We start from the raw sequence: 14,815 nt of genomic DNA on the forward strand, positions 1-14,815 counted from the left end.
ATCATCACCGACACTGGCAATATAACGTAATGTACCTTGTGAAATCTGGCCATTCAGTAAGCTCACTTGGGCAATTTGGCCAACAGATAACTGACTTATTTGTTGTTCGGTAACATGGGCTCTAACAATAAGTGGGTCTAAATCAGCAATCATGGCAATATCATCGCCAGACGCAACATAATCACCTACTTCAACATAACGAGTATTTAAAATCCCGGCAAATGGCGCCTTAATAACCGTGTTGGCAATATCTAATTCTAAACTGATAATTTCGGCTTTAACTGACGCTAACGCGGCATAGGATTGTGCCAAATACACCTTACCTTGATAGCCTTGTTTATTTAATTTTAATGCGCCTTGGTACTCGACTTCACGCTGGGTTAATAATGCTTGGCTACGTGCTAATTGCGCGGGTAAACTATTTAAAGCAATTTTTGCAATAACCTGCCCTTTAGCTACTTTTGAGCCTCTTTTGGCCAGTACCTCAACAATTTTACCGCGAACTTCTGCTTTTAATGTGGTGATACGATTAGGCTCGGTACGGCCGTAAAGTTCAATTTTTTTATGAATATATTGGCCGAATCGGGTTTCAACTTTAACTTTAGCTGTTAGCTGCTGTTCATTATGACTTGGGATTAGTGCTTTTAATGCCGATTTTTGCTCGGCGACACTCGGACCAGAAGCCATCCATAACACCAAAACAAGGGTGATTAATGTGGCGATAAGGTAAGGGCGTTGCGCTAACCAGCGAGAATTCAAGGTAAATTTCATCATTATAACTCCATATTGATGGCGGCTATAGTAACGTGTTTTCTAAAGAGGAGATAAACTAACTTGCAACAAATTGTTCGCCTCTTTGTGCCTTTATGTAACCTTTGGTAAAATTAAAACAGCAGCCATGTAAGAAATACTCTTCGAAAGCTGGGACTCATCAAGCATTTTTAATTTATCTCAGAAGTCGTGGTCAGGAAATTTGGCTATGACACAAGTAGCTGAAAGTTTTAGCGGAGCAGAAATGACAATGCCGACATAACGTCGGCATTTAGTAGCTTTCTTTAACTAAAAAATTAGCAAGCTACATAGAAAACGATGAACCACAACCACAAGTAGTCGTTGCATTTGGGTTATTTACCACAAAACGACTGCCTTCTAAGCTTTCAAGATAGTCTACTTCACCATCAACAAGGTATTGTAAACTCATAGGATCTATCACCATAGCAACACCTTGCTTTTCAATAGTCATATCGCCATCATTTACTTTTTCATCAAAAGTGAAACCATATTGAAAGCCTGAACAACCACCACCAGTAACATATACACGTAGCTTAAGAGCAGGATTTTCTTCTTCTGTGATTAGCGAAAGGACTTTAGTCGCCGCTGCATCGGTAAATTTAATGGGTAATTCAGGGTTTGACATGGTGCTCTACTTAGTACAATAAAGTACGAAAAAAAATACGCTTTAAAAACGATGGATGGTAACAAAGCTAATTATCTTAAACCTGACTAATTTAATCAAGTATTATTCGTTGATAACCATCAAAGGTTACTTACTTACCAGCCAGGGCACATGTTTATCTTTTTTAGCATATTTTTGCCAACGAGATTTACTTAGTATTGCCGAGACCAAGATATTTTCAGGAGTGAAATTAGCCGGCAAGGTAAATTCACCACTAATAATCTGGAAATATTGAAAACTGAACTTTACATCTTTCTTATTTAATTTAGAGACTTGGCCAAGTTTAAGCTTTATTGATTTTTCACCTTCATAACCTTCAAAGACCAATTCTATATAGCCTTTACTATAGCGCCGCTTCAATTGCTGTTGCACTAAGGTCACTTGAAAATGGTATTGATTAGGTGTTTTACTGGCGGTTATTTTCACACTTTCGACCAACAAGCCTGCAGCTTGTTTTTCTGGTGCCATTATTTTTTCGTAAAAAGCCAATTGCTTTTTCACTTCAAACTGTTGCACGGCTTCGGCTTTAAGTAAACTTTGTGCCTTTTTATTAGCAAGTTGTTCAACCGCTAACTCAACCTCTAAGGAGTGAATTCGTGCTGTACTCTGCTCTTGTTGATGATAGAGTTGTTCCAATCTAAGCTTTTGTTGTTCAAGGCTGGTCACTTGAAAATAATGATAATAATTTCCCATTCGGTAGCCGATAAAAAGACAAAGACCTATCACTGTGCATAAAAACAAAGCCGATTTAAAGGTGCCTAGGCGCTCAATGACTACCCTTAGATTTATTTTTGCTAACCATTTCATTTGTAAAGTATTATAATCCCGTAATGATAATCTCAATCGCAGCAATAAGAAAACATCTAGCTCTACCAACAACCTCTTGGCAAATTTGTTTGCTGGCCATTATTGGTGGCTGCGCTTCCGCTTTATTAGTGGTGTTATTTACGCTTACTATCGAAGAAATTCAGCAACTTTACCTAATAAAGCGCGATAACTATAGCAGTTTAGATGAGTTAAGTCGTTTTGATTTACCCATAATCGGCGCTCTTATCATCTTACTTATTGGTTGGCTTACCGGTTATAAATATTTACGCACCGGTATCCCCTTTGTTCTGCATAGATTAAAAGTTGCTCATGGTGTCATTCCCTTTAAAAACACCCTTAACCAATTTTGGGGCAGCGCGGTAGCACTAGCCTCTGGATTTTCTGTTGGCCGTGAAGGACCTGCGGTACACCTTGGCGCGGCCTGTAGTAGCTATATAGGTAGTGTTTTGAAACTACCTTATAACAGTATCCGTACCTTGTGCGCTTGTGGTATAGCCGCAGGCATAGCAGCAACATTTAACACCCCGATTGCCGCGGTTATTTTTGTTATGGAAGTAATAATGCGTGAATACAAGGTCCATATTTTTGTGCCTGTTATGCTTGCTGCAATTGTTGGCTCCTTGATTACCCGAAGTGTCTTTGGCACCAGTCATAACTTTGAATACTTTCATACCATAGCACTTGGCCAACACCACTACTTTTCCTTAGTAATGCTAGCCATAGTATTAGGCATATTGGCGGCAGCATTTAATAAGTACCTGGTTTTAATCATTAAACACAGTGTTAAATACCATATAGTACCGCGCTTATTACTTGCTGCTTTTATTACCGGTACTTTAGGCTATTTAGTGCCTGGTGCTATGGGTACAGGCACAAGTGCCATAGATATTTCCTTAACCAGTAACTTGCAGCTAGGTTTGTTATTTAGCTTACTTATCGCAAAATTATTAATGACCATGTTTGCTCTTGGCTTAGGTATACCGGGCGGTATTATTGGCCCGACACTCGGTATAGGAGCTATAGCTGGCGCTTGCGCTGGTGCGTTAGTGATACAAGTATTACCCGGTGAGCACCTTGGCAGTGATTTCATTCTCATGGGCATGGCCGGTTTTATGGCTGCCAGCTTGAATGCGCCACTTGCCGCTCTACTCACTGTGGTAGAGCTATCTGGTCAACTTGAGTTGGTTGTTCCCGCCATGATTGTCATTACCATTGCCAGTATAGTGTCTCGACAACTTTGTAAAAACGAGTCTATTTTTATCATGCAATTAGATGCGCAAAACTTATCCTATCGCAAACCGCCCATTGAAGAATCATTGCAAAATATTGGTGTCTTAGCGGTAATGAAAGATAATTTTTTGATGTTAGAGCAAGCCAGTAATCGCTCTATTATCGGTGAACTACTAAATTGTGATGAATCACAACTCATTATTAATAAAGCACCAGCACAGTCGGCAAAGATAAATGATTACTATTGGGCGCAATTCGATGCTGAGATAGCTGACGATGAAGGTGAGGACATTGAACATAACCTTGCTAAGAAGTTGATATTACATAAGCTTATTCCACTGAATCATCAAGCAACCTTGGCAGAAGCATATTTAGCATTAGTTGAGCAACGTTCAGGGGCGGTATACATTTATCATAAAGATATCAACGACTGTATTGGTCTAGTCACTTTTGAACAACTTAGAATTTATTTAGTAGCAGGAAAACTCCTTTAATGGACACATTTTTAATCAACAATATCCTCTGGCTCAAAGCCTTCCATGTTTTTTTTATGGTCGCTTGGTTTGCTGGTATCTTTTATTTACCACGTTTATTTGTCAATCACGCAGAAACCAAATCAACTGAAGTCGCTCAGCACCTTAAGGGCATGGAAAAACGTTTACTGTATTTTATCACTCCTTTTGCCATTTTCACCTTAATAATGGGTTTAGCAATAATCTACACTTACGGACATGACTGGTTTATTGCTGCTAAGTGGCTACACATTAAATTGAGCTTAGTGATAGTGCTATTTGTTTACCACGGCTATTGTTTTAAGTTAGTGAAAACCTTTGCCCAAGATAAAAATACCCGTTCAGGTCGCTTCTATCGTATTTTCAATGAACTTCCGGTACTTATTTTATTAGCAGTTATTATTTTAGCTTACGTTAAGCCGATGTAACTTCCACTCACCTATTACATTCGGTTAAGGCCAACTAAGGTAAGTTATGCTGTACTTATATTTGGGTTATGTAGCCACGCAACTTTATGCCATTACCGAAGTGTTTTCAAAAAACACCGTGGCGCTCAAGGCCAAGCAAACAAAGTCACTTTATTTATTTCGGGTATCGTTATTGCGTTAGTCGAGCATGGTTTTAGTTATTTTAATTTATTGACTGATAAGCCCCATGACATCAGTACCGCAATCGTTTTTTATTGTTTTTCCTAGTAGCTTATTTACCGTTAAACAAACAACAAACCGCCGATTTGTAGACAAAATAAATAACAGTGAACCCCACTTCATTTTTCATACATTACAGTTATAATCTAAATAGGGTAACTTGCCCACAATATAAAAAAAATGTTAATCCACTTATGGATAACCTAAATTAGGGAACATTTTAATGAAGTACATTTTAGTCGCTTGCTTAGCATTCACTACTCTTTTATCAACAGTCAATGCCAATAGCCAATCAACGTTACCAATAATCAAGCCCAAGATTGTTGGTGGTCAACTTGCAGACAAAAATGACTGGCCTTGGATGGCTGCCTTAGTCTCTACCTATAATGAGGTCAACACCTCTTTAGAGGTCGCCGGTATTCCCTATATTAGTTCGCCTTTTTCATATAGCCCATCGGGTCAAGCCAGTGCCACTATGGCTGACTGTGGTATTGGCGATAGTCAATGTGACTCGGCAGCAGAGAAAATATGTCTAATTGCTCGCGGGGAAATCGATTTTTCCGTCAAAGTTAATAATTGCCAAAGCGGTGGCGGTATTGGTGCAATTATCTTTAATAATGTTTTAGGTGATCTCAATGGCACCTTAGGCGAAAATTTTACTGGCACTATTCCTGTGGTAGCCATTAGCCAAAACGATGGTGCTACTTTACTGAATAACCTTGGTAGTATCGCCAGCCTTAATGTTACAGCCCAACAGAAAATTACTCAAAGCGCTACTTGTGGTGCTAGTTTTATCGGTGAGCAATGGGTACTTACCGCTGCTCATTGTGTTGTTGATGCCAATATTAACTTGCTAAAAGTCAATGTCGGTGAATATGACTTAAATGATGGTGCTGAAAATGCCACAGCCATTAAACGTATTTATATTCATCCAGAATATAATGAAGGTGCATCTTTTAATAACGATATTGCCCTGATAGAACTAGTTGAAACTATTGACAATCCAGCGGTAACGCTAGCTGATTTAGATTCGAGTAAACAGCTAGCCTTAGACAACGCAGCAGTAACAGTTATAGGTTGGGGCAATGTTAACGCTTATGGGGCAAATGAAGAATCCCCGCCCAATAGTCAGCCCGATAAATTGCGTCAAGTTGAGCTCTCATTACTCAGTAATGAGCAATGCAAAGATAAATTAGTGCAGGCTTATAGTGATTTAGATAACATTACTTATTTACCTAGTCAGGTAGGTATTACTGACAGCATGATCTGTGCTGAGTTCTTAGGCGAACCTAAAGGTTCATGCCAAGGAGATAGTGGCGGGCCATTGTTAGTTAACACTAATCAAGGCTGGCAACAAATTGGCATAGTCAGTTACGGTGTCGGCTGTGCCGTTGCAGCGTTTCCAGATGTTTACGCCCGTGTTGGCCAGTTTACTACTTGGATTAACAAAATTACCAAAGGCATAGCCATAGAGCCAAGTTATGATTTTGCCATTACCCCACAAAACACTGCACAAACAACTCAACTAACAGTCACCAATAATAGTAATTTAACCGCTAATTTAACTTTCACCCTAATAGCAGACAAAATTGGCAGTACTGGCTTTAGTTTGACTACCGATAATTGCACTACGTTAGCAGCAAAACAAAGTTGCCAAATTCAACTTGCCTTCGATGCTAAAACGGCTGGCATACATAAAGTTAGGATTATTATTAATAGTAATGATGAAGCTATTCCAACTAGCCAAAGCTATATAAGTGCACAAGCGATTGCCGCCAATAATAACATTAATACTCAGTTATCTAATGGCTCCACTGAACTACTTTGGTTTAGCGGTGGTGATCAACCTTGGTTACTTGATAATAGCGAGGCAGCAATTTTCAGCGGAGACATAACTGATGATCAGCAAAGCGCGGTTATGCTGACATTCTCTGGCGCGGGTAGCTTATCATTTGATTGGAAAGTTTCTTCAGAAGAAAACACCGATAATCCTGATGATCCCTATGATGCCTTGTATCTATTTGTTGATGGTGAACAAATAGATTTTATCTCTGGCGAAGTCCTTTATACCAAGGTAACTGTCCCTGACTTTCCTGTCGGTGAACATCAAATAACATGGCTTTACCTCAAAGATGGAGCTACTAGCGAAGGAAGTGACCAAGGGTATTTAAAGAACATCGTTTTTACCCCAACTGCTGCACCTGTTTTCCTACCTGTTCCAGCTCAAGACACGGGGAAATCAAGCGGTGGTAGCGTCTATTATATTCTGATGCTACTAACCTTACTAACCTTTAACCGTCGACGAAGTTAAGGGCAAGCTATCGATAATAAAAAGGCAGTTTTATCTGCCTTTTTTTATTTTCATCGTGTACTGACAGCAGGTTAAAATATTGTTTACCATTCGCAAATTGGTCATTTTATGCTATATTCTTGGCAAATTTTTCCCCTTTCAATGTAACTAATCACGATGATGAAATTTCAAGGTAACCATATTCTATCGGTATCACAATTTGACCGAGAGGCTATCGTAAAGATTTTACAAATTTCCGCACAAATGGCACCTTATGCGTCACGACAAAAACGTTGTCATGTGCTCGAAGGTGCGATATTAAGTAACTTATTTTTTGAACCAAGTACACGTACCCGTGTTAGTTTTGGTACCGCCTTTAACTTACTCGGCGGTTTTGTCCGTGAAACCGTTGGTCAAGAAAACTCATCACTAAGTAAAGGTGAATCTTTATTTGATACCGCGCAAGTGATCAGCGGCTATTCCGATGTCATTGCCATGCGTCATCCACAAATGCACTCGGTAGATCAGTTTGCTCTAGGCAGTACAGTGCCAGTTATCAATGGTGGTGATGGTGCCAATGAACACCCTACTCAGGCTTTACTAGATTTATTTACTATTCAGTCTGAAATGATGCACTTTAATAAAGGCTTAGATGATTTAAATATTGTTTTGATGGGTGACTTAAAACATGGTCGTACCGTACATTCATTATCCAAATTACTCAGTCTTTATGACAATGTTAAAGTGACTATGGTGGCACCCAAGGCCTTACAAATGCCTGACAGTGTAATTTCAACATTAACTGATGCCGGTCATGAAGTGATTTTGACAGAAACTATGGCGGGAAATTTATCTGCTGATGTTATCTATCAAACCAGAATTCAGCAAGAGCGCTTTGCCAGCAAAGATGAAGCAGAATTATATCGCGGACATTTCAGTTTGAATAAGAGTGTTTACCAAAAATATTGTCAAGAAAATACCGTTATCATGCATCCATTGCCGCGTGACTCTCGCCCTGAAGCCAATGAATTAGATACAGATTTAAATGACTTAGATAACCTAGCTATTTTTAGGCAAGCACAAAATGGTGTTTTAGTGCGTATGGCCTTATTTGCCTTAACGTTAGGTGTTGAAGATCAAATCACAAATTACGAAAAGCCGGTAAACTGGTTCACAAATAAAAATACTTAATTGCCATTATGGAGCTAGCCTGAGCATGGGCTATCTCCTTGTATTAACGTTAGGTGTTGAAGATCAAATCAGCAATTATGAAAAACCAGTAAACTGGTTGAAAAATAAAAATGCTTAGCGGCAATACTCCCTATAAGTAACGACTTTTAGAAGAAATATATTATGAATAAATCAGAACAGTTATTTGAACAAGCTCAAAAAATAATTCCCGGTGGTGTTAACTCGCCAGTGCGTGCTTTCAATGGTGTTGGCGGAACTCCTTGCTTTATAAAACGTGCCCAAGGTGCTTATATTTATGATGCAGATGATAAAGCTTACATTGACTATGTTGGCTCTTGGGGACCAATGATTTTAGGGCATAACCACCCAGCCATTCTTGATGCCGTTATTACTACGGCAAAAAATGGCTTGAGTTTTGGTGCGCCAACTGAGCTTGAAATTACCATGGCTGAAAAGGTTCGTGAGTTAGTGCCATCAATGGAATGTTTACGTATGGTTAGCTCTGGTACTGAAGCTACCATGAGCGCTATCCGTTTAGCGCGTGGTTATACTGGCCGCGATAAAATATTAAAATTTGAAGGTTGTTACCATGGTCATGCTGACTCATTGTTAGTAAAAGCAGGCTCAGGTGCATTGACTATGGGTATACCTAATTCACCAGGTATTCCTGCTGACTTCGCTAAACACACACTAACGGTTAGCTATAACAATATCGAAGAAGTAAAAGAGATTTTTGCTAAATACGCCGATGAGATAGCTTGTATTATTGTTGAACCTGTCGCCGGCAACATGAACTGTATTCCTCCAGTTGCTGGTTTTCTTGAAGGTTTACGTGCGGTGTGTGATCAGTACAGTAGCGTATTAATCTTTGATGAAGTAATGACTGGTTTTCGTGTCGCACTAGGTGGTGCACAAGCTCTTTATAACATTAAACCGGACCTTACCACTTTAGGTAAAGTTATTGGCGGCGGCATGCCTGTTGGCGCATTTGGTGGTAAACAAGAGATAATGGACTATATCGCCCCAATTGGCCCAGTTTATCAAGCCGGTACTTTATCAGGTAACCCAATTGCTATGGCGGCAGGTTTAGCGTCATTAACTGAGCTAGCTCAAGGTGATAAACATCAACAATTAAGTGCTGCTACTGAAAAGCTAGCTATGGGCTTTAAAGCCGCCGCTGAACGTAATGGTGTTAGCTTAAGTGTAAATTATGTTGGTGCCATGTTTGGCTTCTTCTTTACCGACGACAAAAACCCTATCACCAGCTACAAACAAGCAACTCAATGTGATGACGAGATGTTCAAACGTTTCTTCCACTTGATGCTAGCTGAAGGGATTTACTTAGCACCATCGTCTTATGAAACTGGATTTTTATCAACCGCACATAGCGATGACATTATAGAAAAAACATTAGTTGCTGTTGATAAGTGTTTCGCTCAGCTATAACTAGCAATTTATTTTGTAAACTATAATTCTTGATATAAAAAAGCGACTTAAATTCATTTAAGTCGCTTTTTCTTTAATAAATTGCTTCTATCTATTAAAGCAGCTCTTTTCAGTTCGGCTCCTGACAGCGTTGCCTTCAATTAGCCAATAAATCAAGCTCAGCTTGTAGCCAATCATAACCTTGCTGCCAGCCAAATTCTAATGCTGGAAATACTTTTAAATTCCAATCATCGATGGCTCGTAGCGACATGACATCGTCTATTATTTTCTGGTCTTCATCTTTATAAACAATCACCGCAATAGCAACTAACTTCTCATGTGAAGCCATGGTCATTTTTGCCTCAAAAGTGTAGCTATAGCTATTTACTTTATTGATCAGCAAGACAAAGTTATCATTCAGCTGCTGGCTAAGAAAATCATCGAATTCATCAAGCATCTCCATTGATACTTCAATGCCTTCAGCTATAATTAGTTCAACAATACAATCACTTAATAAATTTACCGTTGCAAAACTTAACTGCTGTTTCATGGTTACACCCCGCCTACTACTATTTTATTACTCTATAGTAAAGCTACGATTTTTACCAATAACCTGCTCATTTATTGTACACGCACCCTAAAATAGCCACTATAAAAACTGATCAAATAATTGTACGGTGACCATTTCACCTGCCGCGACCTTACCTTGTTCACTTGGCAGAATAATATAACAGTTAGCCTTAGCTAAACTAGATAAGATACCTGAACCCTGCGCGCCAGTAGAACTAACGATATTTTCACCTTGTGAGTTAATCGCTAAGACACCTCGTTGAAAATCCATGCGTCCTGGAGATTTACGCAAGTCAGTACTGCATTTCACTGTTAAATGCGTACGCTTTAAAGGTTGAGCATTTTGCATTTTAGTTAAGGCAACCAAGGCTAATTGATGAAAAGTTACCAAGGCTGAAACTGGGTTACCTGGCAAACCAAAAAATAGGCTGTTGGCTAGCTTGCCAAAAGCAAAGGGCTTACCTGGTTTCATTGCTATTTTCCAAAAAGCTATTTCACCCAATTCATCTAGCACAGTTTTAGTGTAATCCGCATCACCTACCGAAACACCGCCAGAAGAAATTACTGCATCAGCTTGCTCATCGGCACTAATAAAGGCTGATTTTATTGCTGAAAAATCATCTTCAATAATACCAAAATCAATGACATCAACATGTAGTTTTTGCAGCATGGCAGCTAAAACAAAACTGTTAGACTCATAAATATCACCAACTCGTAATGTTTGTCCCGGTAATTTTAATTCATCACCGGTAGCGATCAAAGCTACCTTTAATTTACGATAGACTTTAACTTCAGCCACACCCAATGAAGCAAGCACACCAATATCAACCGCCGTTAATTTTTTGCCTAATTGCAATACTTGTTGACCGAGTTGAATATCTTCCCCGGCATTACGGACATGGCAGCCAAAACTTTTATCTTGTAAAAAAGTAATTTGTTCTCCATCCGCGCTAACATTTTCTTGCATCTCTACTGAATCACAACAGTCAGGCATTTTAGCCCCGGTCATAATACGAATGCATTCTCCAGCCTGACATACACCTTGAAAAGGTGCTCCTGCCATAGAGCGGCCAACAAGGGTAAGGATTTTATTAGCCGTAAAACTCCCAAGAGCAAAAGCATAACCATCCATTGCAGAGTTATCATGAGGTGGTACATTTAATGGGCTAGCAATATCTTGTGCTAAAACATAGTGCAAGGCTTGGTCAATGGCTAAGGTTAATGTTTCGGTGACAGGTGAAACTTGCGCTAGCATATTCGCTAAAGCTTGTTCAAAAGGTAAAAGCCCTGGAGCTGAGCAACAATCAGACATAAAAAACTCGCTTAAATACGTTAATACATGAACATCACTCTAAACTAGGTAAATCTACCAGCCTGATTAGAAAGATATTGGTTAAATCCGTTATAGATAGTATCGCTTAAGTACCCACAAAATTAATAGTGATAAAACCGCAACTTTATTGATTTTGATCAATATTAAGGTCGGCTAAAAAAATTATTATCACGTCAGCAAAGTAATATATGCCATCCGCCTGAACTTGCATCTTAAAGTAGAGCAGGTATATACTAAATATTGAACAGAATTTTATTTATAACACCGAGCTGTCATAACTACCGTGGCTTTCTTTTTAGGCTATATCAAGCCTACTTATTGTAAACCATCATGTTGTGATATGCCGTAACTAAAGCAATGTATTTATTGCACTTTTAGTTACCAGGGTTAACAAGGAAACGCGTTAGCCTCCCTACATTTGGAAAGGTGACATGTTAACAGACAACTATGGCCGTAGGTTTTCTTACCTGCGCTTATCGATTACTGACGTGTGCAATTTTAGCTGCACTTACTGCTTACCTGACGGTTATCAGTGCGATCAGCCACGTGATTTCTTATCACTATGTGAAATCAAACGTTTAACCAAAGCTTTCGCCGAGCTAGGCACAGAGAAGATCCGCATTACTGGTGGTGAACCTGCCTTGCGTAAAGACTTACCTGAAATAATTCAAATTTGTAAAGAAACACCAGGTATCAAGAAAGTTGCCATAACCAGTAATGGTTTTAAATTACCTGAGCACTTACCTCAATGGTTGGATGCCGGCATTGATGCCATTAATATCAGTATCGATAGTTTAGATCCACGCCAATTTCTCGCGATAACCGGGCACAATAAACTTAAGACCATTCTCAAGGGTATTGATATGGGCTTAGCCGATGGCAGAGCAACCATTAAAGTGAATACGGTATTAATGCGTGAGCATAGCGGCAGAGATATTCAAAGCTACCTTGACTGGATAAAAGATACCCCGATAACGTTACGTTTTATTGAGTTAATGCAGACCGGTGATAACAAGGCATTTTTTGATGCACAACATGTACAAGGCTCACGCATTAAACAAAACTTAATCCTCGATGGTTGGCTGCCTGTTATTCAGAATAAATCAGCGGGTCCTGCCCAAGAATTTTATCATCCTGACTATCAAGGTAAAGTCGGTTTGATCATGCCCTACTCGAAGGACTTTTGTAATAGCTGTAATCGCTTACGAATTAGCTCAAGTGGCAAGTTGCACTTGTGCCTATTTGGTGATGAAGGTTTGTCACTACGTGAACAATTGCAAAGTGATGATATAGTGCCAATACAACAGAAAATCGTATCGTTACTCGGTGACAAAAAAGCCACCCATTTTTTACATGAAAAGCTTACTGGTGCTACGAAACACCTTGCCATGCTTGGGGGTTAGTTATGAACCATCAAGCTATTGATTGTTTAGGTGTAGTACTTGCTGGCGGTTTATCTTCTCGCATGGGACAAGATAAGGCACAACTAACACGACTGAAAATTGGTGCCGATATCTCGGTAAAACCCGTAAGTAACATGCTAGATTTTTCCAAGCAGCTGCTTAGCGATGCCGGCATAAAAGATATCGTTGTTAGTGGTGATAACTATCAAATTCCAGACCTAGTACCATGCTCTGGCCCTGTTGGTGGAATTTATAGTGTTTTAGCTCATTACCCTGAACACTTACAGCCGAAAGCATTATTATTATTACCCGTTGATTTACCCTTAATGACAGCCGCAGATTTAGCTAAACTGCGGCTGAAAGGTGAACTGAGTCACAAAGCGACTTTTTTCAGTGATGGTCAAAAACAAGCGCATCATATTCCGTTATACTTGCCCAACAATGCTTTTTTGCAACTGTTTTTAGCTCAGGCATTCCAGCGAGAAAGCTTGCTCGCCCTCGGCAATGAAAAGAGTAATAGAAGCGGTCATAAAAATAATAAAAATGGTCCTTCAGTTAGAGCCCTGCTAGAACAAGTGCCTCACCAAGCCATTACTAGTCCAAAAAATCAGGCGCTATTCAATACCAATACGCCAGAGCAGTGGCAACAAGCAAAAAAACAATTTTAGAGCGAACGTATTGGTTAGCAATACACTCACTGTCAAGAGAATCAATGGCAGCAAGCACAACAACAGTTTTAGTCTAAGCATATTGAGTAGCAATACGCTGCAATATGAGTAGCAAAAAATTTAATTTAATCTAAAAGATTTAGTAAAGGATAAACCTATGTCAGCACATGGCGGCAACACTTTCGTTCCCTTAAATATCGCCGTTTTAACGGTTTCAGATACACGCACCGAAGCGAACGATACTTCGGGGCAAGCGCTAGTTGAGCGTTTAACCCAAGCAGGTCACAACTTAGCTGATAAAGCCATTGTTATAGATGACGTTTATCAATTGCGTGCGCAAGTTTCCAAATGGATTGCCGATGATACTATTCATGCCATTATTTCTACCGGTGGTACTGGCTTTACCGATCGTGATAATACGCCTGAAGCATTAACACCATTATTTGATAAGGCCGTAGAGGGATTTGGTGAAGTTTTTCGTCACGTGTCCTTAATTGAAATAGGCACCTCTACTATTCAATCTCGTGCATTTGGCGGCATCGCCAACAAAACGGTAGTCTTGTGTGTTCCAGGCTCAACTAATGCTTGTAAAACGGCTTGGGATAAAGTGATTAAAGAGCAGCTCGATGCTAGTCATCGTCCTTGTAATTTTGTCCCACACTTAAATATCACGGCAGAGCCGTCAGCGAGTAAAGAGTCTTCAATTGTTGAAAAATGTGGGACTCGCGGTTAATGACTAACTCTACATCAAAAAATAGCACGCCTGAGGCAGCACCTGAGCTAAGCCATCTGAACCAGCAAGGTGAAGCTAACATGGTCGATGTCACGGAAAAAGCCATGACATCGCGTACGGCAACCGCGCAAGGTTTTATTAAAATGAATCGTGCGACTTTTGAATTAATTACTACAGGTAAACATAAAAAGGGTGATGTGTTTGCTGTTGCTCGTATTGCTGGCATTCAAGCGGCGAAAAAGTGCAGCGACTTGATTCCTTTATGTCATCCATTGATGCTAACTAAGGTACAAGTAGACTTCACCCTTGATAGTCAAAACAACCAAGTACAAGTGAATAGCTTATGTCGCTTAACAGGACAAACAGGCGTAGAGATGGAAGCATTAACGGCTGTTTCTGTTGCTTGTTTAACCTTGTTTGATATGTGTAAAGCCGCCGATCCTGCCATGCAGATTAACGGTATAGAAGTATTAACAAAAGAAGGCGGTAAATCGGGCCATTGGCAAACACCATCAACCTAATTTAACGA

General features: G+C 39.7%; 15 protein-coding genes and 1 riboswitch. Of the genes, 10 read left to right on the plus strand and 5 right to left on the minus strand.

The window, feature by feature from the left end; translation table 11 throughout:
* The 3 genes from HRT50_RS01395 to HRT50_RS01405 form a co-directional block, all read right to left on the minus strand.
* Positions 1-774 (minus strand): efflux RND transporter periplasmic adaptor subunit (locus tag HRT50_RS01395; protein WP_291610567.1); only part of this gene is annotated, 774 nt, incomplete at its 3' end.
* Positions 775-1,075: 301 nt separating this feature from the next.
* Positions 1,076-1,417 (minus strand): iron-sulfur cluster insertion protein ErpA, encoded by a 342-nt coding sequence (gene erpA / locus HRT50_RS01400; RefSeq protein ID WP_291610569.1) that lies wholly within the window; start codon positions 1,415-1,417, stop codon positions 1,076-1,078.
* A gap of 126 nt (positions 1,418-1,543) precedes the next feature.
* Positions 1,544-2,149, minus strand: a complete 606-nt coding sequence (locus HRT50_RS01405) for a DUF6776 family protein (protein WP_291610571.1) — start codon at positions 2,147-2,149, stop codon at positions 1,544-1,546.
* 137 nt (positions 2,150-2,286) lie between these two features.
* On the opposite strand from HRT50_RS01405, the gene HRT50_RS01410 reads away from it, so the two are divergent.
* The 6 genes from HRT50_RS01410 (at position 2,287) to hemL (ending at position 9,600) form a co-directional block, all read left to right on the plus strand.
* A complete protein-coding gene (locus HRT50_RS01410; RefSeq protein WP_291610573.1) occupies positions 2,287-4,008 on the plus strand; it encodes a chloride channel protein in 1,722 nt (573 codons plus the stop codon).
* Positions 4,008-4,454 (plus strand): protoporphyrinogen oxidase HemJ, encoded by a 447-nt coding sequence (gene hemJ, locus HRT50_RS01415; RefSeq protein WP_291610575.1) that lies wholly within the window; start codon positions 4,008-4,010, stop codon positions 4,452-4,454. The genes HRT50_RS01410 and hemJ overlap by 1 nt, the downstream gene beginning before the upstream one ends.
* Positions 4,455-4,500: 46 nt before the next feature.
* A complete protein-coding gene (locus tag HRT50_RS01420; protein ID WP_291610577.1) occupies positions 4,501-4,635 on the plus strand; it encodes a hypothetical protein in 135 nt (44 codons plus the stop codon).
* A 261-nt stretch (positions 4,636-4,896) separates the two neighbouring features.
* Positions 4,897-6,984, plus strand: a complete 2,088-nt coding sequence (locus HRT50_RS01425; RefSeq protein ID WP_291610579.1) for a trypsin-like serine protease — start codon at positions 4,897-4,899, stop codon at positions 6,982-6,984.
* A 156-nt stretch (positions 6,985-7,140) separates the two neighbouring features.
* Complete coding sequence (locus HRT50_RS01430; protein ID WP_291610581.1) at positions 7,141-8,154, plus strand: aspartate carbamoyltransferase; 1,014 nt, start codon at positions 7,141-7,143, stop codon at positions 8,152-8,154.
* 162 nt (positions 8,155-8,316) lie between these two features.
* Complete coding sequence (gene hemL, locus HRT50_RS01435) at positions 8,317-9,600, plus strand: glutamate-1-semialdehyde 2,1-aminomutase (protein WP_291610583.1); 1,284 nt, start codon at positions 8,317-8,319, stop codon at positions 9,598-9,600.
* 136 nt (positions 9,601-9,736) lie between these two features.
* Here hemL and HRT50_RS01440 read toward each other — a convergent pair whose 3' ends face one another.
* Both HRT50_RS01440 and moeA read right to left on the minus strand, forming a co-directional pair.
* Positions 9,737-10,129: a hypothetical protein gene (locus HRT50_RS01440; protein ID WP_291610585.1), complete on the minus strand. Its 393-nt coding sequence runs from the start codon at positions 10,127-10,129 to the stop codon at positions 9,737-9,739.
* Positions 10,130-10,228: 99 nt separating this feature from the next.
* On the minus strand, positions 10,229-11,461 hold the full coding sequence (gene moeA / locus HRT50_RS01445; RefSeq protein ID WP_291610587.1) for a molybdopterin molybdotransferase MoeA: 1,233 nt from the start codon (positions 11,459-11,461) through the stop codon (positions 10,229-10,231).
* Between the two features lie 271 nt (positions 11,462-11,732).
* Positions 11,733-11,927, plus strand: a riboswitch (molybdenum cofactor riboswitch).
* Between moeA and moaA the strand changes: the two genes are divergently transcribed.
* The 4 genes from moaA to moaC all read left to right on the plus strand — a co-directional run bounded on the left by moaA (position 11,914) and on the right by moaC (position 14,807).
* On the plus strand, positions 11,914-12,885 hold the full coding sequence (gene moaA / locus HRT50_RS01450; protein ID WP_291610589.1) for a GTP 3',8-cyclase MoaA: 972 nt from the start codon (positions 11,914-11,916) through the stop codon (positions 12,883-12,885). It overlaps the preceding riboswitch by 14 nt.
* A gap of 2 nt (positions 12,886-12,887) precedes the next feature.
* Entirely contained in the window at positions 12,888-13,553 is a 666-nt protein-coding gene (locus tag HRT50_RS01455) for an NTP transferase domain-containing protein (protein WP_291610591.1), read from the plus strand.
* Between the two features lie 157 nt (positions 13,554-13,710).
* The gene (gene moaB / locus HRT50_RS01460) at positions 13,711-14,286 is read left to right on the plus strand and encodes a molybdenum cofactor biosynthesis protein B (protein WP_291610592.1); all 576 of its coding nucleotides are present in this window, start codon (positions 13,711-13,713) and stop codon (positions 14,284-14,286) included.
* On the plus strand, positions 14,286-14,807 hold the full coding sequence (moaC, locus tag HRT50_RS01465) for a cyclic pyranopterin monophosphate synthase MoaC (protein ID WP_291610594.1): 522 nt from the start codon (positions 14,286-14,288) through the stop codon (positions 14,805-14,807). Before moaB ends, moaC begins: the two co-directional genes overlap by 1 nt.
* Positions 14,808-14,815: the final 8 nt, after the last annotated feature.

Origin of the sequence: Colwellia sp., from assembly GCF_013215345.1 — a bacterium.
Classification (GTDB): domain Bacteria; phylum Pseudomonadota; class Gammaproteobacteria; order Enterobacterales; family Alteromonadaceae; genus Colwellia.

Coding starts and splice junctions, on each gene's coding strand:
- erpA (WP_291610569.1), bottom strand. CDS start 1,417: ATGTCAAACCCTGAATTACCCATTAAATTTACCGATGCAGCGGCGACT.
- HRT50_RS01405 (WP_291610571.1), bottom strand. CDS start 2,149: ATGGGAAATTATTATCATTATTTTCAAGTGACCAGCCTTGAACAACAA.
- HRT50_RS01410 (WP_291610573.1), top strand. CDS start 2,287: ATGATAATCTCAATCGCAGCAATAAGAAAACATCTAGCTCTACCAACA.
- hemJ (WP_291610575.1), top strand. CDS start 4,008: ATGGACACATTTTTAATCAACAATATCCTCTGGCTCAAAGCCTTCCAT.
- HRT50_RS01420 (WP_291610577.1), top strand. CDS start 4,501: ATGCTGTACTTATATTTGGGTTATGTAGCCACGCAACTTTATGCCATT.
- HRT50_RS01425 (WP_291610579.1), top strand. CDS start 4,897: ATGAAGTACATTTTAGTCGCTTGCTTAGCATTCACTACTCTTTTATCA.
- HRT50_RS01430 (WP_291610581.1), top strand. CDS start 7,141: ATGATGAAATTTCAAGGTAACCATATTCTATCGGTATCACAATTTGAC.
- hemL (WP_291610583.1), top strand. CDS start 8,317: ATGAATAAATCAGAACAGTTATTTGAACAAGCTCAAAAAATAATTCCC.
- HRT50_RS01440 (WP_291610585.1), bottom strand. CDS start 10,129: ATGAAACAGCAGTTAAGTTTTGCAACGGTAAATTTATTAAGTGATTGT.
- moeA (WP_291610587.1), bottom strand. CDS start 11,461: ATGTCTGATTGTTGCTCAGCTCCAGGGCTTTTACCTTTTGAACAAGCT.
- moaA (WP_291610589.1), top strand. CDS start 11,914: ATGTTAACAGACAACTATGGCCGTAGGTTTTCTTACCTGCGCTTATCG.
- HRT50_RS01455 (WP_291610591.1), top strand. CDS start 12,888: ATGAACCATCAAGCTATTGATTGTTTAGGTGTAGTACTTGCTGGCGGT.
- moaB (WP_291610592.1), top strand. CDS start 13,711: ATGTCAGCACATGGCGGCAACACTTTCGTTCCCTTAAATATCGCCGTT.
- moaC (WP_291610594.1), top strand. CDS start 14,286: ATGACTAACTCTACATCAAAAAATAGCACGCCTGAGGCAGCACCTGAG.